Origin of the sequence: Pseudomonas mohnii (genome assembly GCF_900105115.1) — a bacterium.
Classification (GTDB): Bacteria; Pseudomonadota; Gammaproteobacteria; order Pseudomonadales; family Pseudomonadaceae; genus Aquipseudomonas; species Aquipseudomonas mohnii.
This window is the reverse complement of the sequence record NZ_FNRV01000001.1, coordinates 3,221,687-3,246,813: the sequence shown is the minus strand read 5'-3', so window position 1 is coordinate 3,246,813 and position 25,127 is coordinate 3,221,687. Positions and strand designations below refer to the sequence as shown.

The following is a 25,127-nucleotide window of genomic DNA, read 5'->3' as shown; positions in this document are numbered from 1 at the left end:
AGGAGCGAGCCTGCTCGCGATGAACGACAACGATGACGCGGGCATTCTGGATGAGCGCGGTGCTCCTGTTGCCATCGCGAGCAATCGAGCGTCGACCGACTGCTCTTACAGGGGGCCTGCGTTAGTGACGGGAAATCTCGCCAGCCGGCAGCTTTTCTTTGCTGCGCCAGTGCGGCAGGGAATTCCAGTAGCGCTGGCCCTTGGCGTCGTCGTACATGCCTTCCCAGCGAGAGATGACCAGCACGGCCAGGGCGTTGCCGATCACGTTCAGGGCAGTACGGGCCATGTCCATGACGCGGTCGACACCGGCGATGAACGCCAGGCCTTCCAGTGGAATACCCACACTGCCCAGGGTGGCCAGCAGCACCACGAAGGACACACCCGGTACACCGGCGATGCCTTTGGAGGTCACCATCAGGGTCAGGACCAGCAGCAGTTGCTGACTGATCGACAGGTCGATGCCGTACAGCTGGGCAATGAAGATCGCCGCGATGCTCTGGTACAGGGTCGAACCGTCAAGGTTGAAGGAGTAACCGGTTGGCACCACGAAGCTGCAAATGGCCTTCGGTGCGCCGTAGGCTTCCATCTTCTCGATGACGCGTGGCAGCACGGTTTCGGAGGAGGCGGTGGAGTAGGCCAGTACCAGTTCGTCCTTGAAGATGCGCATCAGCTTGATCACGGAGAAGCCGAACAGGCGAGCGATCAGGCCCAGCACCACGAAGGCGAAGAAGGCGATGGCGACGTAAACCAGGATCACCAGCTTGGCCAGTGGCAGCAGCGAGGCGAAACCGAAGTTGGCCACGGTCACCGCGATCAGTGCGAAAACGCCGATCGGGGCGTAGTTCATGATCATGTGAGTGACCTTGAACATGCTTTCCGATACGCCCTGGAACATCTTCACCAGCGGTTCGCGCAGGTCCGGTTGCAGGCTCGACAGACCAAGACCGAACAGCACGGAGAAGAAGATGATCGGCAGCATTTCGCCGCGGGCCATGGCCGCGAAGATGTTCGACGGAATCAGGTTGAGGATGGTTTCGATGAACGCGTGTTCATGCTGAACCTCGGCCGCGGTCGCCTGGTACTTGGAGATGTCCACGGTACCCAGGGTGCTCATGTCGATGCCCGAGCCCGGATGGAACAGGTTGGCCAACAGCAGGCCGACCACAATGGCGATGGTGGTGACGATTTCGAAGTAGATGATGGTCTTCAGGCCGATGCGCCCGAGTTTCTTCGCGTCGCCGACGCCTGCGATGCCGACGATCAACGAGGAGATCACGATCGGGATCACAATCATCTTGATCAGACGGATAAAGATATCGCCTGCCGGTTGCAGGACGTTGCTGACCCACCAGGCTTTCTCGGCACTGAAATGGTTGAGCAGTGCACCGATTGCTATCCCCAATACCAGACCGATGAGGATCTGCCAGGCGAGGCTAAGCTTTGCCTTCTTCATATCTTTACCCTTACTTCAGTTTGACTCGAGCGAATGCATGGACCGGGTCGCTTGTGGCGAAAAAGTCTGTGCATCCGCCCCCGTATAAGGAGCCCCGGAGCGCTTGTTAATGGCTCTCTGGCAGGCGAAAAAAGGCGCAACTATTCCGATGCAAGGAAGCGACGTCTAATGCCGTAAACGCCTACCCTATGCCGAATCGGCATGAGGTTTTTTAACTGAAACCCGCGTCCCAATCGGTTCGAATGTGACATTTCGGCAGGCATAAGTGCCGTGAACCGGCCATCACAGCGCAGATTGATTATTTATTGAACAATAGAATAGACGATAAATTTCGGGAAAATCCCACGAGGTTCAGGGAAAACTGACAGCCGAATAATGGCCATTTTTCTCGATATACGGTCAGTCGCGAGCAACCGGGAAAGGTACTTGAGGGGATGAGAGGGGGATTTTCCGCGGGAGGGGGCTAAACAAATGCGTCGCTCTGGCTCGACGTTGTGAGCGTGCAAGCTCTCCGCAAGTCCGTCGAGCCATGCTTGACCGGCGAACTTGCGTCGCAGCTTTTACCTGACCCGGCCCTTGCGCAGGCACTCCATGTGCCCGTAGGTCACTCCGCCCCTGAAACAGGCAGAACGTCCCGACCCCTTGGTCATGCGCCGACCTTCCTCAGGTGGGCGCAGTGGAAGAGGCATTTAGCCCCTTTCATGTTTCAAATTCGGTATCGATGCCTCGATACCAACGCGATTTTTTCAGTTGGCATTCCATTGCCCTTTGACCCGCGTCTGCCCGTCATTGGCAGCCATGGCGATGGCGCAGCCGCCCAGTAGCAGGGCGGCTGCCAGTGTCTTTAACCCAACGTTCATGCTTAGCCTCGACCGCGACGGCCAAAGAAGAAGGAAGCAATGAACATCACCAGGAACACGACAAAGAGAATCTTGGCGATACCCGTGGCGGTGCCCGCGATACCACCGAAGCCCAGTACGGCAGCGACAATGGCAATGATCAAGAATGTGATTGCCCAGCTCAACATGGTGATTCTCCTTACGCTTCTATTTAGAGGTGTTGCTCGTTACGGCGCGGCGATCGCGCCAAAGGTGTGAACCTAGAACACCCAGCGCTCCTGACGAGGCATCTCATCGTCTGGCCGAGCCTGATCGACATCCATCATTCGTATGGAGGTGTTGTCGCTCATGCCGCTGCTGGCGGCGCTGAAGTGAGTCTGTGTCGGATGTTGAAAGGAAACGCGCGACGCTTCCTGCTGTTGGTTCTGCTCCCAGCGCAGGAACTGTTGGCCTGCGATCAACGTGATCAGCAGCGCGAGCACGGCGAACAGACCTTGCTGCAGATGCAGTGGCGAGAAAAGCAATTGGGCGGCACGTTGGCAATTCATCCTGAGGCTCCTCCCACGCTGGGGTTCATTTCGTTGAGGGCGTTTGTTGTTGCCCTGCATTACTCAGGTTGTTGCAGCCTGCATGCCAGCTTTTTTATATGGAAAAATCGTTATAAATCAATCTATTAGATAATTTGCGCAAAGGACTGCGGACGCATCCTGCACGATGGCCCTTTGCGCCGTCGTGCGTAATGCACGATCGATTTGCCCGAGGTCGCATAATTTTTGAATTGAGCGTAGGGCGCAGGTGTCAGAAATGGACACAAGGCATCGTGTCAAGAGAGAGCTAACCTGCCATGGAAGGAATGCATCAGAATAAACCATGCAACTTGCCCGATTTTTCCGGGACTAACCAAGATCATTCGTTAAGGAGCGTAGGAAAATGGAATCCGCCACTGAGCACCAAGGTCGTATTCTTCTGGTGGATGATGAGTCTGCCATCCTGCGTACCTTTCGCTATTGCCTGGAAGACGAGGGCTATAGCGTGGCGACCGCCAACAGTGCTGCGCAGGCCGACGCGTTGTTGCAACGTCAGGTCTTCGACCTGTGCTTCCTTGATTTGCGTCTGGGAGAAGACAACGGTCTGGATGTGCTGGCGCAGATGCGGATTCAGGCGCCCTGGATGCGCGTGGTGATCGTCACCGCGCACTCGGCCGTGGACACTGCTGTGGATGCTATTCAGGCCGGTGCTGCCGATTATCTGGTCAAACCCTGCAGTCCCGATCAATTGCGCCTGGCAACCGCCAAACAGTTGGAAGTCCGGCAATTGTCGGCGCGTCTGGAAGCCCTGGAAGGCGAAGTGCGCAAACCCAAGGACGGCCTGGATTCCCACAGTCCGGCGATGAAGGTGGTGCTCGAAACCGCCCGCCAGGTGGCGGTGACCGATGCCAATATTTTGATTCTCGGCGAATCCGGCACCGGTAAAGGCGAACTGTCCCAGGCGATTCACGGCTGGAGCAAGCGGGCGAAAAAATCCTGCATCACCATCAATTGTCCGTCGCTGACCGCCGAACTCATGGAAAGCGAGCTGTTCGGTCACAGCCGTGGCGCGTTCACCGGGGCCAGCGAAAGCACCTTGGGGCGTGTCAATCAGGCAGACGGCGGCACGCTGTTTCTTGATGAGATCGGCGATTTTCCCCTGATTTTGCAACCCAAGTTGCTGAGATTCATCCAGGACAAGGAATACGAGCGTGTCGGCGATCCGGTCACCCGCCGCGCCGATGTACGCATTCTCGCGGCCACCAACCAGAACCTCGAAGACATGGTCCGCGATGGCCGTTTCCGGGAAGACCTGCTCTATCGTCTGAACGTCATCACCTTGCACTTGCCACCGCTGCGCGAACGCAGAGAAGACATTTTGACCCTGGCCGACCGGTTCCTGGCGCGGTTCGTCAAGGAGTACGCGCGTCCGGCCCGGGGCTTCAGCGATGAGGCGCGTGAAGCGCTGTTGAGCTATCGCTGGCCGGGGAACATTCGCGAGCTGCGAAACGTGGTGGAGCGAGCGAGCATTATCTGCCCGCAGGAGCTGGTCGAGATCGTTCACCTGGGGATGGCCGACACGCCAGTCAATAATGCGCCACGCATCGGCGCGGCGTTGAGCCTGGATGAATTGGAAAAGGCCCACATCGGAGCCGTCCTGGCCACTGCCGGCACGCTGGATCAAGCGGCGAAGACTTTGGGTATCGACGCTTCGACCCTGTACCGCAAACGCAAGCAGTACAACTTGTGAGCCTCCGATGAAACTGGCGATGAAGTTGCGGACCCGGCTGTTCCTGAGTATTTCCGCGCTCATCACCGTAGCGCTGCTCGGGCTGCTGCTCGGGCTGGTCAGCGTGATGCAAATGGCCGGGAGCCAGGAAGCCCTGGTGCGCAACAACTTCAGCACGCTGGACCTGGGCCTCAAATTGCGCCAGACCCTGGGCGATCAACTGATCATCATGCTCAGTGAAAACCATGACGCCGCGGCCTTTGAGGCTTCCAAGCAGCATTACCTCGAGCTTTTGGATCAAGGCATTGCCAAAGAGTTGCCGGTCGAAGGCAATGAGAACGGCTTCAGAAAAGCCAAGGCTGACTACTTGAGCTTCATCCAGGCGTATGAAGCGGCCGATGAACCGACGCATGTGCTAAGTGGCAACCAGGCGCTCACTGAAAAATTCAATGCGCTGCGAACGGGTTTGCTCAATGAGCACAAGCAGGCGCTGGATAACATCAGCGCGACGGAGCGTTCGTCCCGTGAGCGAGCGCTGCTGATCGCCGGGCTTCTGGGGTTGGTCGGTCTCGCGGTGCTGATCATTGGTTTCGTGACCGCTCATGCCATCGCCCGGCGTTTCGGGGAGCCCATCGAAGCTTTGGCGCAGGCGGCGGACAATATTGGCCAAGGCAAATTCGACGTCACGCTGCCGATTTCCTCGGCGGTGGAGTTGAACCAGTTGACCAAGCGTTTCGGGATCATGGCCGAGGCGCTGCGTGAACATCAGGCCACGAACGTCGATGAGTTGCTGGCGGGCCAGCAGCGGTTGCAAGCCGTGCTCGACAGCATCGATGACGGCTTGCTGATGATAGATCGTCAAGGGCGCCTGGAGCACCTCAACCCGGTAGCGCAACGTCAGCTGGGTTGGGACACCGATCGCCTCGGCCAAGGGCTGGGCACCGCCCTGGAGCGTCCCGAGCTCGATGAGCAGCTGCAACTGGTGCTGCGTGGCGGAACGCTGGAGCGGGCGCCGGAGGACTTGAGTGTCGAGGTCGATGGAGAGTCGCGCCTGCTGACCTATAGCCTGACGCCGGTCAGCCATACCCAGGGCCATATTCTCGGCGCGGTGATGGTGTTGCATGACGTCACCGAGCAGCGCGCTTTCGAGCGGGTACGCAGCGAGTTCGTGTTGCGCGCTTCCCATGAGTTGCGCACCCCGGTCACCGGCATGCACATGGCGTTCGGGCTGTTCCGCGAGCGCACGCATTTCCCCCCGGAATCCCGTGAGGCCGATCTGCTGGACACGGTGAACGAAGAGATGCAGCGCTTGATGCAGTTGATCAACGACCTGCTGAATTTTTCCCGTTACCAGAATGGCCTGCAGAAACTGACGCTCGCGCCCTGTTCCATCGAGGATCTGTTGGAGCAAGCGCAGTTACGATTTGCCGAGGGCGCCGAGCAGAAGGGCATTGAGTTGTTGGTGGAAATGCAGGGGCCATTGCCGCACTTGCAGGCCGACCAGCCGCAACTGGACCGTGTGCTCGATAACCTGATCGACAATGCGCTTCGCCACACCGCCCGTGGTGGGCTCATCCGTTTGCAGGCCCGGCGCCACGGCGAGCGGGTCATTATCAGTGTCGAAGATAATGGAGAAGGCATCGCCTACGGGCAGCAAGGGCGTATTTTCGAGCCCTTTGTGCAGGTGGGTCGCAAAAAAGGTGGAGCGGGGCTCGGCTTGGCGTTGTGCAAGGAAATCGTGCAGCTGCATGGTGGGCGGATGGGGGTTTATTCGCGGCCGGGGCAGGGCACTCAGTTCTATATGGCGCTGGCGGTGTAGCGGCTTTCAGGCCTCGTCATCCAGGCGTCGCTTGTTCACTCGGCGACCCCGAGTAATCAGTTCGATGAGTTGTACTGCACTCAGCGCATGGGCGAACAACCAGCCCTGGCCGAACTTCACGCCTTCACTGCTCAACAACGCGGCCTGGGATTCATGCTCGATGCCCTCGGCGATGACCTTCAAGTGCAGTGACTGAGCCATGTGGATGATGTGCGGGGCCACGCCGCTGCTCGCCGCGTCATGACCCAGTGCATCAATAAAGGCCTTGTCGATTTTCAGGCAATCCACGGGCAGGGTTTGCAGGTAGGCAAGGCTGCAATAGCCGGTGCCGAAGTCATCGATCAACACCTGATGCCCGACGTCCCGCAAGGCTTGCAGGTTTTCCCGCGCCACCTCGACATCGATCAGTCCGCGTTCTGTGACTTCGAAGGCAATTTGCTTGGCCGCGACCCGGTGCAAGGTGAGCAGGCGTGCCATCACCTGGCCGATGCGCGGGATCATGACATCACACGCCGCCAGGTTGACCGAGATGTAGAGCTGCGGATTGGCCCGCAGCACTTGCCCGAGCTGCTCAAGCAGGCGTTGCAGGACGAAGTCGGTCATCTGCCGGATCTGGCCGGTATTCTCGGCCATGGGGATGAACAGGTCGGGACTGGTCAGGCTGCCGTCCGGCCTGCGCCAACGCAGCAAGGCCTCGGCCCCGACGCAGTTGCGACTGTCGAGATCGAAAATCGGCTGATACAACACTTGCAGCTCGCCGCGGCGAATGGCCCCCGTCAGTTCCGCATCCAGCGACTGTCGCTGGCGTACCAGCAGGAACACCAGGAAGCCGACAAAGGCAGCCAGCACCAGACTGACCGGTAACAACCACCACCACATCGGCGGTATATGGGTGCTCGTGCGGGGGCTGATCAGCACCAGTTGGAATTCCGGGTTGGCGGTGGGCATGCGGTAAATCAGACGATACTGCGTGACTTGCAGTGCGTCGCGGCTATTGAGTGGCCAAGGTTCGGTGAGCGACCAGACCTGTGAGTCACCCAACACCGGAATTGCCCTGGTGCCATGATCGAGAACCACCAACAAACTGCTGCCCGGTGACAGGTCGACCATGTCGGTCAAGTGGCCGCGAGACGTGGCCACACGAAAATTGCCACGGCCGAGCATCAGCGCCGCACGGTTTTCATCGGGTTCAGTGGTGGTGTTCAGCCAGTAACTGTAGGTGGGCCCCTTGATGTCCGGTGGCCGGGTCAGCGACAAACCTTCCTGGCGGGGGCGGTTCGAGCAGATCCGCTCCGCGTCCATATAGGCGGCTTCATACACAAAGCGGTAATTGAAGCTGACTTGCTGCAGGGTCGCGATCATCTCGTCATTGCAGGTTCGCAATGGCTGCGCTTCCAGGTCATCGAGGCTTTCGCGCAATTGCCCGAAAAGTTGCTCCAGGCGGGCGAGGAAACGTTCGCTTTGGGCATTCATTTCCTGACTTTCGTTTTGTTCGACCTGCTGGATGGCCACGAAGTAGCTGCCGGCCAACAGCAGTGAAGCACTTAAGACAGCAGCGAGCATCGCCAAGAACCAGGGGCGATAGAACCAGCTACGGAGCATGTCTCGAGCAGCAGTCATTTTGGAATATCCGACGGATTACCAATGAGTTATAGCTGCTGATTGAGAAAGTGCGTTGACCGCCGGGCGGGCGTCATTATTTCGTCTGATTAAGCACCTGAAGGAGGGCTGCCGTTTGCGCGTCCGGGGTTCCGTCGTAGCGTGACGGCCGGAAGTGCATTTGAAAGGCGGTGAGCACGTGGCGGGTTGCCACGTCCAGTTCGCCGGTTTGCGGCGTGTCGTAACCGACGCGGGCCAGCTGTGTCTGAAACCAGGTGATGCTCGGCAACTGTGCCTCGAATATCGCTTGTTGCCTCGCGACGGCTTGCTCGTTCGGCCAAATGCCGATGCCTTCGCTCGCCAGGCGTTTCCAGGGAAACAGCGGCCCGGGATCGAGTTTGCGCAGCGGTGCGATGTCGCTGTGGCCGATGATGCTGCGAGGGCTGATGGCGTGGCGCTTGCTGATGTCCTTGAGCAGGACGATCAGCGACTGGACCTGGGCTTCGCTGTAGGGATACCAGAGACGTCCGGTCGGAGTGTCCTTGAACCCCGGATTGACGATTTCGATGCCGATGGAACTGGAGTTGAGCCAGGTCCGTCCTTGCCATTGGCTGTCCCCGGCGTGCCAGGCTCGCTGGTTTTCGTCCATCAGTTTGAAAATGGTCGCGTTCTTGTCGTCGCCAATCAGGTAGTGGCTACTGACTTCACCGTGGGTGAGCAGTTGCAGAGAGGCCTCCTGGGATGCATTGGTGTAATGCAGCACCACGAACTGAATCCGGCTGTCGTGGTTGGCGGAGGGGTGGCTGGTGTCGAAGCGGGGGCCGCTGGCGCAGCCAGCCAGCAGAATCAGCGACACGATAAGAGCGAAATATTTCATGGTCGAGGGCAATACACGCAAGGCAGTAATGCAACAGTGTAACGTACTGCCTTGCGTGCGGACGCCTATCGCGCAGTTTTAAACAAAATGGAACAATTGCCCGTCAGCCCAGTTCCACCCGGTTTCGTCCTGCATTTTTTGCCCGGTATAGCGCCTGATCGGCTCTCTTAAGCACCAGGTCGCTATGTTCCCCAGGCTTGAACGCCGTCAGGCCCATGGAAATAGTGATCGTCACCCGCTCACCCTTGAAGTGGAAAGGGCAGGCTTCAATGGATGCGCGCAGGTATTCCAGCAGCTTCATGCCGGCCGCCGGCACGGTGGAGGGCATCAACAGGACAAACTCTTCGCCGCCGAAGCGTGCAATGAAATCCGTGCCACGCAGGCGTTTGCGCAGCACGCTGGCGATGAGTTTCAGCACTTTGTCGCCCGCCAGGTGACCGTAGTTATCGTTAATACGCTTGAAGTGATCGAGGTCGAGCATCGCCAGCATCAGCGTGTTGCCGTGTTGCTGCCACTCGCTGATTTCGTGGTCCAGGCGTTCGCTCCAGGCGGCGCGGTTGGGCAGGCCGGTCAGCGGGTCGATCAAGGCTTTCTGGCGTTGCTCTTCGAGGTGTTCGCGAAAGCCCAGGGCCTCCTGCTCCATGAGGGCCACCCGTTCGGCCAGGCTTTTCAGGCGGCCCGCCACCTCCTGCTCACGCTCGTCGCGTTGCTTGCGGTGCTGGTCCATGGTGCCCAGCAGGCCTTCGAGCTGGTTCTCCAGTACTTGCTTGAGGTCATCCAGGTCTGCTGCTTCATGCATGCTGTTCTGCAAGCCGTCGACTTGTTCGCGGATCTGCGTGTCCATGGCTTGCGCGGCAGACCGGCTGTCGGCATGACCGTCGCTGGCAGCCTGCAGATTGCTCTGGAACGATTCGAGTCGTTCGTTGAGTCGTTGCAGGTAAGTCTCGAATTCGTGCTGGCCGCTGTCGGAGATCGCCAGCATCAAGGTGGCGAGATCGTCGAGGATCGGTAGCAACTCGTACCAGTTCAAACCATTTTTCAGGCGGTCACGCATCGACTCGGCTTGCGGGCGGTGACGTTCAGGTAGCGTCAGGTCGTCGAGCAGGCCCAGCAAGGTATCTTCGATGTGTTTGGCGACCGAGCTGTACGACGGCTCGGGCGAGTCCGGCAGGGCATAGAGTACGTCGTCCTCGGATTGCTCCGGATCGATGGCCGCCAGTGCCTGGGCCATGGGCGTCGGGAGTGGCAGGGTGTCGAGAAACACCACCGGGGTCAGTTCGTCAGGGTTGGTCCCCAGCTCAGTCTGCGCCACTGGCACGACGGAGGAGGATTCCGCTTCCCTGGGTGCCTCTGAAGCAGGTGGGGCCGTCATCTCGATGGGCGAGTCGGGCTTTTGTCGAGGTTCCGGGGCTGGCGGAACAACTGCGTGTACGGCTGACGATTCTGTCGTTTGCGATGAAGTTTCGATGGCCGGTGGGGTGGAAACCGCTTCGGGAGAAACCGGAAGCGCCTTCGGCGGTTCGTCGACGGCGGGTGCGAGATCCACAGGTACTGAGGGGGTCGCGGCAGCCGGTGCGGAAACGGCTTCGGCGGACGGCGCGATGGGGGCCTGTTCCAAGGCGACGGCCGCTTCCTCGGTTTCGCGGTGACCGAACAGCCGCTGCAACAGCCCCGGTCGATCGGGTTCTGTGGGGCTATCCAGCTGACTCAGGGCCTTGCCTTGCAGACCGCTGAGCTCACTCAGGAGCAAAGGGATCTCGCGGGCCTGGCTGACCCGACTGTCCAGTTGTTTGGCGAAATTCTTCAGTGGTCGCCGGACTTCTCTGGGCAGCGGCAATTTTTGCAGTTGAGTGACCAGGGCGGTCAGTGCGGCGCTGGTCTGGTTGACACGTGTCTCCCGGCGCTGCTCGGAGTCGAGCACGGCTTTTTCCAGGCGCGGGAGCAGGGCGGCCAGGCCGGCGTCCATGTCGTCGGAGCGCACCACTTCGCGCATTTCCTTCATGCACTGGTCGACGGCGCGGTCGGTGCCTTCCGCCGCCAGGGTGCTGCGTACCAGGCCGCGGCGCAGCAAGTCGAGGCGTGCGTCCCAGCGACGTTCGAGCTTTTCCTGTTGTTCGATGCTTTTGAGGTATTTCTCTTTCCAGCGCTGTGTTTCGTCGCTCATTCAAGGGATCCGCGAGGGGCAGGACTCAACGCGGGCAATGCATCGGCCGTGAGCGAACCCGGCAGACGAATCTCTACCGCGACCGGCAGGTGATCGGAAATGGGCTGGGCCAGCACTTCGACCTTTTCAAGGGTCAGGGTCGGGCTCAACAGAATATGGTCCAGACAGCGCTGCGGACGCCAGCTGGGGAAGGTCGCTTCCAGTTGCGGGGCCAGCAGGCCGAGGTCACGTAATGGCGAGTTTTGCAGCAAGTCGCTGGCATGAGTATTCATGTCGCCCATCAGTACCTGGTGCTTGTAATCGCCAATCAGATCACGGATATAGGCCAGTTGCAGGCTGCGGGCGCGGGCGCCCAGTGCCAGGTGCATCATGACCACCACCAAGGCCTCCGGGCCCTCGCCGAAGCGCACCAGAATCGCCCCGCGGCCTTTTGGCCCCGGCAGCGGATGATCTTCAATCGCCCACGGACGCAGGCGGCTCAGCACGCCGTTGCTGTGCTGAGCGAGACGCCCGAGATTTCGATTGAGTTGTTGATACCAGTAGGGGAAGGCGCCGAGGTGGGCCAAGTGTTCGACTTGATTGATGTAGCCTGAACGCAGGCTGCCGCCATCGGCTTCCTGCAAGGCGACCAGGTCGAAGTCGCCGAGCAGATTGCCGATTTTCTGCAGATTGTCGGCACGCCCGGGGTGCGGCAACAGATGTTGCCAGCCTCGGGTCAGGTAGTGCCGATAGCGCTCGGTGCTGATGCCGACCTGAATGTTGAAGCTGAGCAAGCGCAGACGGCTGTCCGCCGGCAAGCCCGTAGACTCCAGATGGTGTTCGTTGACCTGCGGATCATGCAGGCCAACGACGCGTTCGGTTCCCCAGCGGCGCATGCTCAGTACCGCGCTTAGTTGGCAGCAGCCTTATTGGCGGCTCGCTCTTTGTCGACCAGTTTGTCGGCCAGTTGCAGAGCCTGTTCGGCACCACCGGCAGAACCCACGTCAAAGCGATACTTGCCGTTGACGATCAGGGTTGGCACGCCGGTGATTTCATATTTCTTGGCCAGTTCGCGGGCCTGGACGATCTTGCCCTTGATGGCGAAGGAGTCGAAGGTGGCCAGGAACTTATCCTTGTCTACGCCCTGGGTGGCCAGGAAGTCCGCCATGTCATTCTTGTCGGTCAGCTTTTTGTGTTCTTTCTGGATGGCATTGAACACCGCAGCGTGCACCTTGTGCTCGACGCCCATGGCTTCAAGGGTCAGGAACATTTGGCCGTGGGCGTCCCATGGGCCACCGAACATGGCCGGGATACGTACGAAATTCACGTCGGACGGCAGTTTTTCGACCCACGGATTGATCACTGGCTCGAAGGCGTAGCAATGCGGGCAGCCGTACCAGAACAGCTCCACCACTTCGATCTTGCCAGGCACGGCAACCGGAACCGGATTAGTCAGTTCGACATAAGGGGCAGCGGGGGCTTCGGCGGCCTGGGCAGTCATGCCGAACAGGCTGGCAGCGACGAGTGCGGCGCTGATGATCAGATTACGCATGCTTTACTCCTGGACAAATTTATCGCCACGCGCGACCTGTTTTCAGACAGGTTCTGGCGGGCTTGAGTTCTGTAGTGTAACGGCAGCGGCCACAAAAAAGGGCGGCCAAAGCCACCCTTTTTATACTTGCTGCGACGGATTAATCGAGCGTTAACGTGGCAGGCGATAGACGCCCTGCGCAACGCCCGATTCGCCGGTCTTAGTGCAGGCCCTGAATGTAGCTGGACACCGCTTCGATGTCTTTGTTGCTGAGCTTCGCGGCAATACTGCGCATGACCATGGTGTCGCCGTCGTTCGTACGGTTACCTTCACGGAAGTCAGTCAGTTGCTTGGTCACGTATTGAGCATGCTGACCGCCCAGGTGCGGGAAGCCGGCTGCCGCGTTACCCGCGCCATTAGGCGAGTGGCACCCGGTGCACGCGGGCATGCCCTGATCCACTTTGCCGCCACGGAACAAATCCTGACCGCGAGCCACAAGTTTCTCATCGGCGGCACCGACACTGCCTTTCTGGCTGGAGAAATAGGCAGCGATATCGGCCAGGTCCTGATCGCTCAGGTTGGTCAGCAGGCCCGTCATTTCCAGAACCGTGCGCTTGCCCGACTTGATGTCGTGCAGTTGCTTGGTCAGGTAGCGTTCGCCCTGGCCGGCCAGCTTCGGAAAGTTAGGCGCCATGCTGTTGCCATCCGGGCCATGACAGGCACCACATACGGCGGCTTTTGCCTGGCCTGCAGTGGCGTCACCAGGTTTTACTGGCTCACCTGCAGCATGGGCAATGCCGGAGATCCCCACGGTCAACAGCAGACTCACGATCAATTTGTTCATCAGCTAATCCAACTACGGCTAAGGGTTAAAGAGTTATGGACCGGGATCACTCGCTCATCCAATGGATGATGGCCTGGTAATCCTCGGCACTGCAGTCCATGCACAAACCACGCGGCGGCATCGCCTTGAAACCCTGGGTCACGTGTTGCACCAGCGTCTCCATACCTTTCGCCAACCTCGGCGTCCAAGCTGCCTGATCGCCCTTGCGGGGCGCCATGGGTAGTTGGCCGGAATGACAGGCACCACAAACACGGTTGTACACAGCTTCCGGATCCTGTGTAGCCTGAGCGCTGTAAAGCGGCATCAAGACACCGGCAACTAGCAGCCATTTCGTCATAAAACGACCTTTTCAGGGTTGAGAGCGTGTTGCGTTCTAATGCGCAATCAAGGTCTATCGCTCTCATGAACTTCATCCTACGCTGGGACAAAGCGCACACAAAATCTGCGGCATTATATACTGGCGTCAGTGAAACGGAAGCGACACCGCTTGCCGCGCCCATTCCAGGCGCCGCCCACATCGGAAATCCCATGCAACTCAAGAACCCCATCCTCGGTCTGTGCCAACAGTCCACCTTCATGCTCAGCGCCGCCAAAGTCGACCAATGTCCGGATGACGAAGGCTTTGAAGTGGCCTTCGCCGGTCGTTCCAACGCCGGCAAGTCCAGTGCGCTTAACACCCTGACTCACGCGAGCCTGGCGCGAACCTCGAAAACGCCAGGTCGCACACAGTTGTTGAACTTCTTCAAGCTAGACGATGAACGCCGTCTGGTCGACCTGCCAGGCTACGGATACGCAAAAGTACCCATTCCGCTCAAGCAGCATTGGCAGCGTCACCTGGAAGCGTATCTGGGCAGCCGCGAAAGCCTGAAGGGGCTGATTCTGATGATGGATATCCGTCATCCAATGACCGACTTCGACCTGCTGATGCTCGATTGGGCCGTGGCCAGCGGCATGCCCATGCATATCCTGCTGACCAAAGCGGACAAGCTCACCTACGGTGCAGCCAAGAACACGCTGCTCAAAGTGCAGTCGGAAATCCGCAAGGGTTGGGGCGATGCCGTGACCATTCAGCTTTTTTCGGCGCCAAAACGCATGGGCCTGGAAGACGCCTACACTGTACTGGCGGACTGGATGGAGCTGGCGGACAAGGGCGCCGAAGCGGCCGAGTAAAAGCTGCAGGCAAAAAAAACCCCGGACTTCTATGGGGAGGGGGAAGGTCCGGGGTTCAAGTTCTAGACCGCTAGGGCGGGGTCCAGATATCTGCCAACACTTAACACAACATAGGAGCATCGAAGGGCTTCACCAGCCATTCAGTAACTCTGAGTGGTGTTTTGGCCGATTAGTTCAGATTTTTTTCGAATGCCTTTGGAATAACCCTAAGTGCCTTCCGGAATAATCACCCTTCGCTTGCTCTGCTGCGGCACTTCGCCGCAGCAGGAGAGCAGTGTCTCGTCAGAAGGCTCAGTGAGCCTCATCCCAGTTGTTGCCCACGCCCACTTCCACCAGCAATGGAACGTCCAGCTTCGCCGCGCCACTCATGTGCAGGCGAATTTCCTCGCTGACCTGTTCGACCAGGTCTTCACGCACCTCAAGCACCAGTTCATCGTGCACTTGCAGGATGACTTTGGCATCGAGGCCGGATGTGGCCAGCCAGTTATCCACCGCGACCATGGCTTTCTTGATGATGTCCGCTGCCGTGCCTTGCATCGGTGCGTTGATCGCTGTGCGTTCAGCGGCGGCGCGTTCCTGCGGCTTGTTGGAGTTGATCTCCGGCAGGTACAGCCGCCGCCCGAAGAACGTCTCCACATACCCTTGATCCGCCGCCTGCGCACGGGTGCGGTCCATGTATTGGCGAACGCCGGGGTAACGGGCGAAGTAAGTATCGATGTAGGCCTTGGCGGTCTTGGTGTCCACGCCAATGTCCTTGCCGAGCTTTTGCGCGCCCATGCCGTAGATCAGACCGAAGTTGATCGCCTTGGCGCTGCGGCGCTGGTCGGAAGTGACGTCGGCCAGTTCGACCTTGAACACTTCGGCGGCGGTCGCGGTGTGCACGTCCAGATTGTGACGGAAGGCGTTCATCAAGCCTTCATCGCGGGACAGGTGAGCCATGATCCGCAACTCGATCTGCGAGTAGTCCGCCGCCAGCAACTTGTAACCGGCCGGGGCCACGAAAGCCTGGCGGATGCGACGCCCCTCAGCGGTGCGCACCGGAATGTTCTGCAGGTTCGGATCGCTGGAGGACAGGCGCCCGGTGGAAGCCACCGCCTGATGGTAAGACGTATGGATGCGCCCGGTACGCGGGTTGATTTGCTCCGGCAGGCGATCGGTATAGGTGCTTTTCAGCTTGCTCATGGAACGGTATTCCATCAGCACTTTCGGCAGGCGATAGTCGTCCTCGGCCAGTTTGGCCAATACTTCCTCGGCGGTGGATGGCTGGCCCTTGGCGGTCTTCTTCAGCACCGGCAGACCGAGCTTCTCGTAGAGGATGGTCCCCAGCTGCTTGGGCGAACCGAGGTTGAACTCTTCGCCGGCGATCTCAAAGGCTTCGCGCTCCAGCGCTACCATCTTGTCGCCCAGTTCGATGCTTTGCACGCCCAGCAGGGCGGCATCGACAAAAGCCCCTTGGCGTTCGATGCGCGCCAGCACCGGCACCAACGGGATTTCGATGTCGGTCAGCACGCTGGCCAGGCTCGGGATAGCGGTGAGTTTCTCGAACAGCGCCTGGTGCAGGCGCAAAGTGATGTCGGCGTCCTCGGCAGCGTAAGGCCCGGCCTGCTCGAGGGCAATCTGGTCGAACGTCAGCTGCTTGGCACCTTTACCGGCGATGTCCTGGAAACTCACGGTGGTGTGATCCAGGTACTTCAGCGCCAGGCTGTCCATGTCATGGCGGGTCGCCGTGGAGTTGAGCACGTAGGACTCAAGCATGGTGTCGAAGGCGACGCCGCGAACGGTGATGCCGTTGGCCTGGTCGCCGCCGATGGCGCAGTTGGCCAGGATATTCATGTCGAACTTGGCGTGTTGGCCGACCTTGAGCTTGTTCGGGTCTTCCAGAATCGGTTTGAGGGCGCGCAGGACTGTGTCGCGGTCCAGTTGCTCGGGCACGCCGATGTAGGAGTGGGTCAGCGGGATGTAGGCCGCTTCGTTGGCCTGCACGGCGAACGACAGGCCCACCAGTTGCGCCTGTTGCGCGTCGATGCCGGTGGTTTCGGTGTCGAAGGCGAACAATTTGGCGTTGTTCAGTTTCTCCAGCCAGACATCGAACCGTGCTTGATCAAGAACGGTTTCGTACCGGGTTTCGGAGGTGGCCGCTGGCGTTTCGGCGTTGGCGGCGCTGAACAGATCGGCGAGCGGCTCTGGCTCGGCGGCAGCGCTCAGTTCGATACGCTTGGCGTCGCGTTGCAGATCGTTCAACCAGCTCTTGAACTCCAGCAGGCTGTAGAGCTCGTAAAGTTTTTCCGGATCTTCGGCACCCATTTGCAGGTCGTCGAGGCCGATATCCAGCGGCACGTCGACCTTGATGGTCGCCAGTTGATAGGACAGGAACGCCATTTCCTTGTGCTCTTCGAGCTTGGCCGGCAGGGTCTTGGCGCCCCGGATCGGCAGGGTCGGTACGATATCGAGCTGGGCGTAGAGCTCGGTCAACCCGCCATTGACCCCGACCAGCAGGCCGGAAGCGGTCTTCGGACCGATGCCCGGAACTCCCGGAATGTTGTCGGAAGAATCGCCCATGAGCGCCAGATAATCGATGATCTGCTCGGGAGCGACGCCGAATTTCTCCTTCACGCCCTCCACGTCCATGCTGCTACCGGTCATGGTGTTGACCAAGGTAATGTGGCCGTCGACCAGTTGCGCCATGTCCTTGTCGCCGGTGGAGATGATCACCGGACGGTTGGCGGCTGCGCTGCTGCGGGCCAGCGTGCCAATCACGTCATCGGCTTCGACGCCATCAACGCACAGGAGCGGGAAGCCCAGAGCGATCACGCTCTGGTGCAGCGGCTCGATCTGCACACGCATGTCGTCGGGCATGCTCGGACGGTTGGCCTTGTATTCGGCGTACAGGTCATCGCGAAATGTCCCACCCTTGGCATCGAACACCACGGCGAACGGACTGTCCGGGTATTGCTTGCGCAGGCTCTTGAGCATGTTCAGTACGCCCTTGACCGCACCGGTCGGCAGGCCTTTGGACGTGGTCAGTGGCGGCAGCGCGTGAAAGGCGCGGTACAGGTAAGAAGAACCGTCCACCAGGACGAGGGGAGCTTGGCTCATGAGCAGGATCAACCTTTTCGGCGGGTCCGGCGCTAGAATAGCGGGACCGTTGACGACAAAGGGACAAGGTTATCATGTGCACACTCAATCGCCTGTTGCTGGCTGGCTTGTTTGCGATCGCTCCATTAGCCGCCATGGCGGCGGACAATGCGCCTTCCGCAGATCCGGAAGTAACCATTCGCACGGAAGGCGATAAAACCATTCAGGAATATCGGCAGAATGGTTTCTTGTATGCCATCAAGGTCACGCCGAAGTTGGGTAAGCCGTACTTTCTTGTGCGTGCCGATGGCACCGATGCAAACTACATCCGCTCGGATCAGCCGGATATGCTGATTCCGGCGTGGAAGATCTTTGAGTGGAAATAGTTTCTTAATTTCAATTGGCGCTGGCCCACTGGCGGCGCCCGTACTGGCAGTTTAAACATGTCTGTGTTCACTCCCCTGGCTCGGCCCGAGCTGGAAGCTTTTCTCGCCCCTTATGGCCTCGGCCGCCTGCTTGATTTCCAGGGGATTGCCGCCGGTAGCGAAAACACCAATTTCTTTATCAGCCTGGAGCAGGGCGAATTCGTCCTGACCCTGGTCGAGCGTGGCCCGGTCCAGGAGATGCCGTTCTTCATTGAGCTGCTCGATGTGCTGCACGAGGCTGATCTGCCGGTGCCTTACGCCTTGCGCACCACCGACGGTGTTGCCCTGCGCGAACTGGCCGGCAAGCCAGCGCTGTTGCAACCGCGCCTGGCCGGCAAGCACATCAAGGAAGCCAATGCGCAACATTGCGCGCAAGTCGGCGAGCTGCTCGGTCACCTGCACCTGGCGACCCAAGCCAACATGATCAAGCGCAAAACCGATCGCGGCCTCGACTGGATGCTGGAAGAGGGTACGCAGTTCCTGTCGCACCTGAATGCCGAGCAGAAAGACCTGCTGCAACGGGCACTGGAAGAAATCACCCGGCAAAAAGAGAAAATTCTGGCGCTGCCGCGAGCCAACATCCACGCCGATCTGTTCCGCGACAACGCGATGTTCGAAGGTACGCACCTGACCGGATTGATCGACTTCTACAACGCCTGTTCGGGGCCGATGCTCTACGACGTGGCGATTGCCTTGAATGACTGGTGTTCGGACGAAGAGGGGTTGATCGATGGGCCACGCGCCCGGGCTTTGTTGGGGGCTTATGCGGCCCTGCGGCCATTCACTGCTGCCGAAGCCGAGCTATGGCCGACCATGCTGCGGGTGGCTTGCGTGCGCTTTTGGCTGTCACGCCTGATCGCGGCGGAGTCGTTCGCCGGGCAGGACGTGTTGATTCATGATCCGATGGAGTTTCAGTTGCGGTTGGCGCAGCGCCAGAAGGTCAGTACGCCGCTGCCTTTCGCTCTTTGATGGGTAGTGAGGGGGTAAGCCCCCTCACCACTGGTTTCGCGTCACTTATAGCGACTCCAGGCAGCCTGCCAGGTCATTGCCCAATTTTTCCATTACCTGCTCATACCCCTGGGCAGTCGCGGGCGTGTATCCGCCCAGCGCATCCAGTTCCGCCAGTTTCACCGGCAGCCCGGCCACCAGGGTTTCCGCCAGGCGCGGACGCAGCGGCGGTTCGCTGAACACGCAGGTCTTGCCCACTTCCTGCAGCCGCGCGCGCATCGCCGCGACATGCTGGGCGCCGGGCTGCACTTCGGCTGCAACACTGAAAACGCCGGTGTGCTTGAGCCCATAAGCGTCCTCGAAGTAATCGAAGGCTTCGTGGAACACGAAGTAAGGTTTGCCTTCAATGCCGGCCAGACGTTTCTTCAGGCGCAGATCCAGCGCATCGAGACGTTCATCGAACGCCTTGAGATTGCTTTGATAGCGCGCAGCGTTGGCGGGATCGGCGGCACTGAGGTCAGCCGCCATTTTCGCCGCGATGACACGGGCGTTGATCGGCGATAGCCACAAATGTGCGTCCAGGCTGCCGGGCCGGTGATCGTGATCATGCTCGTCGGCATCTTCGGCATGCGAGTGGCTATCTTCGGCGAAACGGCGCAGCTTCATGCCCGGCAGATCCTGAACGGCGACGCTCGGCAGCGTACGACCGTTCAGCACGCGTGGCAGGAAGCCTTCCATGTCCGGGCCGATCCAGTACAGCAGATCCACCGATTGCACTTTTCGTACGTCGGAAGGGCGCAAGGCATAGTTATGCGGTGAGGCTCCCGGCGGCAGCAGTACTTCCGGAATCGCCACGCCGTCCTGCACCGCAGTGGCAATCAATTGCAGCGGCTTGATGCTGGTGAGGACTTTGACTTCGGCGTGGGCCGAACCGATCAGCAGAAAACTGGCGATAAACGCGACAAAAACAGAAAAAAGTCGGGACACGATGACCACTCGAAGAGGCGAGAACGGGTAACATAATAACGTCTCTCACCATACGCGTCGCCGCTCATGCCTAAAACACCGATTGCCAGCCGTCCCCACGACCACTCTCATTGCGTTCACAGCGCTTTGTCCGAGGCCGATGCGCTATGCGCTCGCCAGGGCCTGCGCTTGACCGCCTTGCGCCGGCGGGTGCTGGAACTGGTGTGGCAAAGCCACAAACCGCTGGGCGCGTACGACATTCTCGCGGTGCTGAGTGAGCAGGACGGCCGCCGCGCCGCGCCACCGACCGTGTACCGGGCGCTGGATTTTCTATTGGAGAACGGCCTGGTTCACCGGATCTCCTCGCTCAACGCCTTCATCGGCTGCAATCACCCGGAGCACGCGCATCAGGGCCAGTTCCTGATTTGCCGCGACTGTCACGCGGCGATCGAGCTCGAACAGAAGTCCATCAGCGATGCGATCATCGCCAGCGCCCAGGATGTCGGGTTTGTCGTTGAAGGCCAGACCGTCGAAGTGATCGGTCTTTGCTCTGGTTGTCAGGGGGCTTGATGAGCAACGCGCTGATCCGCCTCGAGCAGGTTGCCGTCACGTTTGCCGGGCAAAGTGTGCTGGATAATATCGAGCTGAGCGTCGAGCCGGGCCAGATCGTCACCTTGATCGGCCCCAATGGCGCAGGCAAGACGACGTTGGTGCGCGCCGTGCTCGGTCTGTTGAAGCCAGACAGTGGCAGCGTCTGGCGCAAGCCGAAACTGCGCATCGGTTACATGCCGCAAAAACTTCACGTCGATCCGACACTGCCGCTCTCGGTTCTGCGCTTCTTGCGTCTGGTGCCGAGCGTGGACCGCGCAATGGCCCTGGCGGCCCTCAAGGAAGTCGGTGCCGAGCAGGTGATCGACAGCCCGGTGCAAAGTGTTTCCGGCGGTGAAATGCAGCGTGTCTTGTTGGCCCGGGCCTTGTTGCGCGAGCCGGAACTGCTGGTGCTCGACGAACCGGTGCAAGGTGTCGATGTGGCCGGTCAGGCCGAACTCTATGGCCTGATTACCCGTCTGCGTGACCGTCACGGTTGCGGGGTATTGATGGTGTCGCACGACCTGCATCTGGTGATGAGCACCACTGACCAGGTGGTTTGCCTCAATCGCCACGTTTGCTGTTCCGGTCACCCTGAGCAAGTCAGCGGCGATCCGGCCTTCGTCGAGCTGTTCGGAAAAAACGCACAAAGCCTGGCGATTTATCACCACCATCACGACCACGCCCACGATCTGCATGGCTCGGTGGTCAAGGCGCCCGGATCGGGCCATACCCATGTCCATGGAGATAGCTGCAAGCATGGCTGATTTTCTGCTCTACGCCCTGCTTGCAGGTCTGGCCCTGGCGGTAGTCGCGGGGCCTCTGGGTTCCTTCGTGGTCTGGCGGCGCATGGCTTATTTTGGCGACACCTTGTCCCACGCGGCCCTGCTGGGCGTGGCGTTGGGGTTTTTGCTGGATGTCAGTCCGACCGTTGCGGTGACCGTGGGCTGCTTGCTGTTGGCGGTGTTGCTGGTGACTTTGCAACAGCGTCAGCCGCTGGCGTCTGACACGCTTTTGGGAATTCTCGCACCCAGCACGCTCTCTCTGGGCCTGGTGGTACTAAGCTTCATGCACGAAGTGCGGATCGACCTGATGGCGTATTTGTTCGGCGACCTGCTGGCGATCAGCCCGACCGATCTGGCCTGGATCCTGGGTGGTAGCGCGGCCGTTCTGGCGCTGCTGGTAGCCTTGTGGCGGCCGTTGTTGGCCATCACCGTGCACGAGGAGCTGGCCAGGGTCGAGGGCTTGCCCGTAGCCGGATTACGCATGGCGCTGATGCTGTTGATCGCCGTGGTGATTGCCGTGGCGATGAAAATCGTCGGTGTGTTGTTGATCACTTCGTTGCTGATCATCCCGGCGGCTGCGGCACAGCGTCACGCCCGCTCACCGGAACAGATGGCACTGGGTGCGAGCCTGCTGGGCATACTTGCCGTGTGTGGCGGATTGGCGTTGTCCTGGTTCAAGGACACCCCGGCCGGCCCGTCAATTGTGGTGACAGCCGCTGCGCTGTTTCTGCTGAGTTTTGTTCTGCCCCGTCGAGGGGTGTAGACTTGCTCGTTTTTTGCGCAAATAGAGAGTCGCAGGAATGAAGTCGTTCGCCTCCCGTTATCTGCTCCTTGTCGCATTTTCCGTGCTGCTGGGCGCTTGCCAAAGCACGCCACCGGCGGCCACCGAAGCCCCCGATGCGCGGGCCGCCGCCATTGCACAGCTTGAGCAAAGTCTGGCCAGCAGCGAACTGGCCACGGCGGAAGATCAACTGGCTGCCTTGCAGGCCGAATCGCCCAACGATCAATCCCTTGAGCAATACCAGCGTCAACTGGCTGAAGCCTATTTGATGCGCAGTCAGATCGTGTTGCAAAAAGGTGATGTAAACGCCGCAGCCACCGCCCTGAGTCGTGCCCGTGCGCTCATGCCCAAGGCGCCGGCGCTGACTGGTGGGGTCAATGGCGCCATCGCCCAAGCGCGCAAGGCTGAACTGGAAAAGGCCGAAGCTGCTCTGCAGGCAGCCGAAGCCCAGCCAAAAGCCAAGGTCATCGACCCCACGGCTGAAAGCACCACGGTTGCGCTGAATATCAACGATATGGGCAAACTGCGTCGACAACTGGACGCTATCGCCGCCGATGTGGTGAATTTTCAGTGTGATGTGAGCATTCAGGCTCCGCGTACTGATGATTATCCCTGGTTGGCGAATTTGCTGAGCAAGCGGGTGAAGAAACTCGATCCGGAGTTCGACCTGAAGCTGGAGCGGCAGATTCTGCGCAGCGTTCCGGCGCAGATGGTGCTCAGTCCTCGCAAAAAACCTTAAAAGCATCGCGAGCAAGCTCGCTCCCACGTTCGATTTGTATTCACTGCAAATCAACTGTAGGAGCGAGCTTGCTCGCGATGACGGCCTTTCAATCGCTATAAATTTTCAGGCCGGAACAGCCTTGGCCTTCGGCTCCCTGTCCCAAACCCGATGCTGCCCGATGGCCGCAAAAAACGGTTTGATCAGCTTCGCATCCGCGCCAACGATCAACCCCGCGTCGGCTTCCAGTTTCAACACATCCAGTAACTGCTTCGCCTCGCCCTGCAGCGCGATCGCTTTCAAGTGTTTGTAGGCTTCGAGCAGGTAATGCAGGGCCACGCCGTCTGCGCTCAAGGCTTTGATCGATGGGGCTCCACCCGGCACGAACACCGCGTCGAACGCCACTGAAGGCAAACCTTCCATGGATGCATCCACTGGCAATGCCTTGCCATCGGCGGTCGTCACGGGGGCGGAAGTCGGGCCAAGCAGTTTGGCGTGCGCACCTTCGGCTTCCAGCGCTTTCTTCATGGCATCAATGGCCGCACCATCGACACCGTTGGCTGCAAGGATGGCGACTTTTCGCGTCTTGATATTGCCCGGTAGCAGATTGGCCTGGCTCAGGGCAGGCGAACGCTCCAGAGAAATCTTCGGCACATCGACCGTTCCGGCCTTCGGTGCCGGCAAGCCCAGGTTCTGCGCCACGCGCTTGGCCAGTTCCAGGTCGATGTTGGCGAGGATCTCGTTCACTTGCCGTGCGCGGATGAACTCCCGTTCAACCTTGCCCAGCTCGAAGCTGTACGCCGAGATGATGTGCTCCTGCTCATGCTTGCTCATGCTGTGGAAAAACAGCCGTGCCTGGGAGAAGTGGTCGCTGAACGACTCGCTGCGCTGACGAATCTTGTTGGCATCGATGCGTTCAGGATACGTCTCGAAACCACCGTCCTGCGCGGCGGGTGGTGTTTCTTTCGGCCAGCCGCCGTCGATTGAGTTTGGTTCGTAGGATGTGCGGCCCTTATCAATCGTGGTGCGGTGCAACGCATCCCGCTGGCCGTTGTGGAACGGCGTGACCGGACGGTTGATGGGAATCTCGTGAAAGTTCGGTCCGCCGAGTCGACTGATCTGCGTATCGGTGTAGGAAAACAGCCGGCCTTGCAGCAGCGGATCGTTGGAGAAATCGATTCCCGGCACAATGTGGCCCGGGCAGAAGGCGACCTGCTCGGTTTCGGCAAAGAAGTTATCGGGGTTGCGATTGAGCACCATTTTGCCCAGCGGTGTGATGGGTACCAGCTCTTCCGGAATCAGCTTGGTGGGGTCGAGAATGTCGAAATCGAAGGCATGTTCGTTTTCTTCCTCGATGACCTGTACGCCGAGTTCCCATTCCGGGTAGTCCCCCATCTCGATGGATTCCCAGAGGTCGCGACGGTGGTAGTCGGTGTCCTTGCCCGCCAGTTTCTGCGCTTCATCCCACACCAGCGAACAAGTCCCGGCCGTAGGGCGCCAGTGGAATTTGACGAAGCGTGATTTTCCTTCGGCATTGATCAGGCGGAAAGTGTGAACGCCGAAACCCTGCATGCTGCGCAGGCTTTTCGGGATCGCCCGGTCGGACATGGCCCAGATCACCATGTGCGCCGATTCCGGCTGCAACGAGACAAAGTCCCAGAACGTATCGTGGGCCGAGCCGCCGGTGGGTATCTCATTGTGGGGTTCGGGTTTCACCGCATGCACGAAGTCAGGAAACTTGATGGCGTCCTGAATGAAAAACACCGGCATGTTGTTGCCCACCAGATCGAAGTTGCCTTCGTCGGTGAAAAACTTCACCGCGAAGCCTCGTACATCACGGACCGTGTCGCCCGATCCACGAGGGCCTTGCACGGTGGAAAAACGAACGAATACCGGCGTTTTTTGGCTTGGGTCCTGCAGGAAACCCGCCTTGGTCAGCACGCTATGGTTCTCGTAGGACTGAAAGAAGCCATGGGCACCCGTGCCCCGAGCGTGAACGATGCGCTCGGGAATGCGTTCATGGTCAAAGTGCGTGATTTTTTCACGCATGATGAAGTCTTCCAGCAGCGAAGGCCCGCGGGCCCCGGCCTTCAGGGTGTTTTGATTGTCCGCCACCTTCACGCCCTGATTGGTGCGCAAGGCCTGATCGGTGGCGTCGGAGCGGAATTTTTCCAGGCTATCGAGTTTGGCGTTGGTGTTGCTGCGGTCCAGGGTATCGGTCCCGGCCAGTGCGCTCTTGGGGGCGGCAGGCTTCTTGGTACTCATCAGGCATAACTCCTCGGGCTATTTTCGAGTGGCTTAAGTAGTGAC

22 protein-coding genes and 1 pseudogene are annotated in these 25,127 nt (G+C 59.6%); 9 read left to right on the top strand and 14 right to left on the bottom strand.

Annotated features, from left to right (window positions below; all coding sequences use genetic code 11):
* Positions 1–121: 121 nt before the first annotated feature.
* The 4 genes and pseudogenes from gltP to BLV61_RS15005 form a co-directional block, all read right to left on the bottom strand.
* The gene (gene gltP, locus BLV61_RS15020; RefSeq protein ID WP_047535749.1) at positions 122–1,453 is read right to left on the bottom strand and encodes a glutamate/aspartate:proton symporter GltP; all 1,332 of its coding nucleotides are present in this window, start codon (positions 1,451–1,453) and stop codon (positions 122–124) included.
* 770 nt (positions 1,454–2,223) lie between these two features.
* Positions 2,224–2,313 (bottom strand): annotated as a pseudogene (locus BLV61_RS32120) (inhibitor of vertebrate lysozyme family protein); the annotation flags it as partial.
* 2 nt (positions 2,314–2,315) lie between these two features.
* Positions 2,316–2,480, bottom strand: a complete 165-nt coding sequence (locus BLV61_RS15010) for a DUF1328 domain-containing protein (RefSeq protein ID WP_003170804.1) — start codon at positions 2,478–2,480, stop codon at positions 2,316–2,318.
* Between the two features lie 72 nt (positions 2,481–2,552).
* Positions 2,553–2,840, bottom strand: coding sequence for a hypothetical protein (locus tag BLV61_RS15005; RefSeq protein ID WP_090466130.1), 288 nt, complete (start codon positions 2,838–2,840; stop codon positions 2,553–2,555).
* Positions 2,841–3,222: 382 nt separating this feature from the next.
* Here BLV61_RS15005 and algB point away from each other — a divergent pair, with 382 nt between their 5' ends.
* Both algB and BLV61_RS14995 read left to right on the top strand, forming a co-directional pair.
* Positions 3,223–4,569: a sigma-54-dependent response regulator transcription factor AlgB gene (gene algB / locus BLV61_RS15000; RefSeq protein WP_047535787.1), complete on the top strand. Its 1,347-nt coding sequence runs from the start codon at positions 3,223–3,225 to the stop codon at positions 4,567–4,569.
* Positions 4,570–4,576: 7 nt separating this feature from the next.
* Positions 4,577–6,367, top strand: coding sequence for a KinB sensor domain-containing domain (locus BLV61_RS14995; RefSeq protein WP_090466126.1), 1,791 nt, complete (start codon positions 4,577–4,579; stop codon positions 6,365–6,367).
* Positions 6,368–6,373: 6 nt separating this feature from the next.
* On the opposite strand, the gene BLV61_RS14990 is transcribed toward BLV61_RS14995, so the two are convergent.
* From BLV61_RS14990 to BLV61_RS14955, 7 genes are all read right to left on the bottom strand, one after another.
* Positions 6,374–7,987 (bottom strand): EAL domain-containing protein, encoded by a 1,614-nt coding sequence (locus BLV61_RS14990; protein WP_047535792.1) that lies wholly within the window; start codon positions 7,985–7,987, stop codon positions 6,374–6,376.
* A gap of 76 nt (positions 7,988–8,063) precedes the next feature.
* Positions 8,064–8,843: an N-acetylmuramoyl-L-alanine amidase gene (locus BLV61_RS14985; RefSeq protein ID WP_090466123.1), complete on the bottom strand. Its 780-nt coding sequence runs from the start codon at positions 8,841–8,843 to the stop codon at positions 8,064–8,066.
* A gap of 103 nt (positions 8,844–8,946) precedes the next feature.
* Positions 8,947–11,007: a GGDEF domain-containing protein gene (locus tag BLV61_RS14980; protein ID WP_090466120.1), complete on the bottom strand. Its 2,061-nt coding sequence runs from the start codon at positions 11,005–11,007 to the stop codon at positions 8,947–8,949.
* Complete coding sequence (locus BLV61_RS14975) at positions 11,004–11,882, bottom strand: endonuclease/exonuclease/phosphatase family protein (protein WP_047535800.1); 879 nt, start codon at positions 11,880–11,882, stop codon at positions 11,004–11,006. The genes BLV61_RS14980 and BLV61_RS14975 overlap by 4 nt, the downstream gene beginning before the upstream one ends.
* 14 nt (positions 11,883–11,896) lie before the next feature.
* Positions 11,897–12,538, bottom strand: coding sequence for a thiol:disulfide interchange protein DsbA (dsbA, locus tag BLV61_RS14970; protein ID WP_090466117.1), 642 nt, complete (start codon positions 12,536–12,538; stop codon positions 11,897–11,899).
* Between the two features lie 199 nt (positions 12,539–12,737).
* The gene (locus BLV61_RS14960) at positions 12,738–13,361 is read right to left on the bottom strand and encodes a c-type cytochrome (RefSeq protein WP_047535802.1); all 624 of its coding nucleotides are present in this window, start codon (positions 13,359–13,361) and stop codon (positions 12,738–12,740) included.
* 46 nt (positions 13,362–13,407) lie between these two features.
* A complete protein-coding gene (locus BLV61_RS14955) occupies positions 13,408–13,698 on the bottom strand; it encodes a c-type cytochrome (RefSeq protein ID WP_047535803.1) in 291 nt (96 codons plus the stop codon).
* Between the two features lie 191 nt (positions 13,699–13,889).
* On the opposite strand from BLV61_RS14955, the gene yihA reads away from it, so the two are divergent.
* Positions 13,890–14,531, top strand: a complete 642-nt coding sequence (gene yihA / locus BLV61_RS14950) for a ribosome biogenesis GTP-binding protein YihA/YsxC (protein WP_047535804.1) — start codon at positions 13,890–13,892, stop codon at positions 14,529–14,531.
* A gap of 291 nt (positions 14,532–14,822) precedes the next feature.
* Here the strand turns inward: yihA and polA are convergent, their stop codons facing one another.
* Complete coding sequence (polA, locus tag BLV61_RS14945) at positions 14,823–17,627, bottom strand: DNA polymerase I (RefSeq protein ID WP_090466113.1); 2,805 nt, start codon at positions 17,625–17,627, stop codon at positions 14,823–14,825.
* Positions 17,628–17,701: 74 nt separating this feature from the next.
* Here polA and BLV61_RS14940 point away from each other — a divergent pair, with 74 nt between their 5' ends.
* Both BLV61_RS14940 and BLV61_RS14935 read left to right on the top strand, forming a co-directional pair.
* On the top strand, positions 17,702–17,992 hold the full coding sequence (locus BLV61_RS14940) for a DUF2782 domain-containing protein (RefSeq protein ID WP_047535807.1): 291 nt from the start codon (positions 17,702–17,704) through the stop codon (positions 17,990–17,992).
* A 57-nt stretch (positions 17,993–18,049) separates the two neighbouring features.
* Positions 18,050–19,000, top strand: coding sequence for a homoserine kinase (locus BLV61_RS14935; RefSeq protein ID WP_047535808.1), 951 nt, complete (start codon positions 18,050–18,052; stop codon positions 18,998–19,000).
* 45 nt (positions 19,001–19,045) lie between these two features.
* Here the strand turns inward: BLV61_RS14935 and BLV61_RS14930 are convergent, their stop codons facing one another.
* On the bottom strand, positions 19,046–19,966 hold the full coding sequence (locus tag BLV61_RS14930) for a zinc ABC transporter substrate-binding protein (protein WP_177329338.1): 921 nt from the start codon (positions 19,964–19,966) through the stop codon (positions 19,046–19,048).
* Between the two features lie 66 nt (positions 19,967–20,032).
* On the opposite strand from BLV61_RS14930, the gene zur reads away from it, so the two are divergent.
* From zur to BLV61_RS14910, 4 genes are read left to right on the top strand one after another with little or no spacing between them, the layout of a single operon-like run.
* Positions 20,033–20,515, top strand: coding sequence for a zinc uptake transcriptional repressor Zur (gene zur, locus BLV61_RS14925; RefSeq protein ID WP_047535811.1), 483 nt, complete (start codon positions 20,033–20,035; stop codon positions 20,513–20,515).
* Entirely contained in the window at positions 20,515–21,300 is a 786-nt protein-coding gene (znuC, locus tag BLV61_RS14920; protein WP_090466108.1) for a zinc ABC transporter ATP-binding protein ZnuC, read from the top strand. The genes zur and znuC overlap by 1 nt, the downstream gene beginning before the upstream one ends.
* Positions 21,293–22,081: a zinc ABC transporter permease subunit ZnuB gene (znuB, locus tag BLV61_RS14915; protein ID WP_047535815.1), complete on the top strand. Its 789-nt coding sequence runs from the start codon at positions 21,293–21,295 to the stop codon at positions 22,079–22,081. The genes znuC and znuB overlap by 8 nt, the downstream gene beginning before the upstream one ends.
* 37 nt (positions 22,082–22,118) lie before the next feature.
* Positions 22,119–22,838 carry a PA5502 family lipoprotein gene (locus tag BLV61_RS14910; RefSeq protein WP_090466105.1) on the top strand — a complete coding sequence of 240 codons (720 nt, stop codon included), beginning with the start codon at positions 22,119–22,121 and terminating at the stop codon, positions 22,836–22,838.
* Positions 22,839–22,943: 105 nt separating this feature from the next.
* Here BLV61_RS14910 and katE read toward each other — a convergent pair whose 3' ends face one another.
* On the bottom strand, positions 22,944–25,082 hold the full coding sequence (katE, locus tag BLV61_RS14905) for a catalase HPII (protein WP_090466102.1): 2,139 nt from the start codon (positions 25,080–25,082) through the stop codon (positions 22,944–22,946).
* Between the last annotated feature and the right edge of the window lie 45 nt (positions 25,083–25,127).

What these genes read in the sequence shown, in the direction of transcription:
- algB (WP_047535787.1), top strand. Translation starts at nt 3,223, where the DNA reads ATGGAATCCGCCACTGAGCACCAAGGTCGTATTCTTCTGGTGGATGAT.
- BLV61_RS14910 (WP_090466105.1), top strand. Translation starts at nt 22,119, where the DNA reads ATGAAGTCGTTCGCCTCCCGTTATCTGCTCCTTGTCGCATTTTCCGTG.
- dsbA (WP_090466117.1), bottom strand. Translation starts at nt 12,538, where the DNA reads ATGCGTAATCTGATCATCAGCGCCGCACTCGTCGCTGCCAGCCTGTTC.
- BLV61_RS14990 (WP_047535792.1), bottom strand. Translation starts at nt 7,987, where the DNA reads ATGACTGCTGCTCGAGACATGCTCCGTAGCTGGTTCTATCGCCCCTGG.
- znuB (WP_047535815.1), top strand. Translation starts at nt 21,293, where the DNA reads ATGGCTGATTTTCTGCTCTACGCCCTGCTTGCAGGTCTGGCCCTGGCG.
- yihA (WP_047535804.1), top strand. Translation starts at nt 13,890, where the DNA reads ATGCAACTCAAGAACCCCATCCTCGGTCTGTGCCAACAGTCCACCTTC.
- BLV61_RS15010 (WP_003170804.1), bottom strand. Translation starts at nt 2,480, where the DNA reads ATGTTGAGCTGGGCAATCACATTCTTGATCATTGCCATTGTCGCTGCC.
- katE (WP_090466102.1), bottom strand. Translation starts at nt 25,082, where the DNA reads ATGAGTACCAAGAAGCCTGCCGCCCCCAAGAGCGCACTGGCCGGGACC.
- BLV61_RS14975 (WP_047535800.1), bottom strand. Translation starts at nt 11,882, where the DNA reads ATGCGCCGCTGGGGAACCGAACGCGTCGTTGGCCTGCATGATCCGCAG.
- BLV61_RS14980 (WP_090466120.1), bottom strand. Translation starts at nt 11,007, where the DNA reads ATGAGCGACGAAACACAGCGCTGGAAAGAGAAATACCTCAAAAGCATC.
- BLV61_RS15005 (WP_090466130.1), bottom strand. Translation starts at nt 2,840, where the DNA reads ATGAATTGCCAACGTGCCGCCCAATTGCTTTTCTCGCCACTGCATCTG.
- BLV61_RS14985 (WP_090466123.1), bottom strand. Translation starts at nt 8,843, where the DNA reads ATGAAATATTTCGCTCTTATCGTGTCGCTGATTCTGCTGGCTGGCTGC.
- zur (WP_047535811.1), top strand. Translation starts at nt 20,033, where the DNA reads ATGCCTAAAACACCGATTGCCAGCCGTCCCCACGACCACTCTCATTGC.
- BLV61_RS14935 (WP_047535808.1), top strand. Translation starts at nt 18,050, where the DNA reads ATGTCTGTGTTCACTCCCCTGGCTCGGCCCGAGCTGGAAGCTTTTCTC.
- BLV61_RS14955 (WP_047535803.1), bottom strand. Translation starts at nt 13,698, where the DNA reads ATGACGAAATGGCTGCTAGTTGCCGGTGTCTTGATGCCGCTTTACAGC.
- BLV61_RS14995 (WP_090466126.1), top strand. Translation starts at nt 4,577, where the DNA reads ATGAAACTGGCGATGAAGTTGCGGACCCGGCTGTTCCTGAGTATTTCC.
- polA (WP_090466113.1), bottom strand. Translation starts at nt 17,627, where the DNA reads ATGAGCCAAGCTCCCCTCGTCCTGGTGGACGGTTCTTCTTACCTGTAC.
- BLV61_RS14960 (WP_047535802.1), bottom strand. Translation starts at nt 13,361, where the DNA reads ATGAACAAATTGATCGTGAGTCTGCTGTTGACCGTGGGGATCTCCGGC.
- znuC (WP_090466108.1), top strand. Translation starts at nt 20,515, where the DNA reads ATGAGCAACGCGCTGATCCGCCTCGAGCAGGTTGCCGTCACGTTTGCC.
- gltP (WP_047535749.1), bottom strand. Translation starts at nt 1,453, where the DNA reads ATGAAGAAGGCAAAGCTTAGCCTCGCCTGGCAGATCCTCATCGGTCTG.
- BLV61_RS14940 (WP_047535807.1), top strand. Translation starts at nt 17,702, where the DNA reads ATGTGCACACTCAATCGCCTGTTGCTGGCTGGCTTGTTTGCGATCGCT.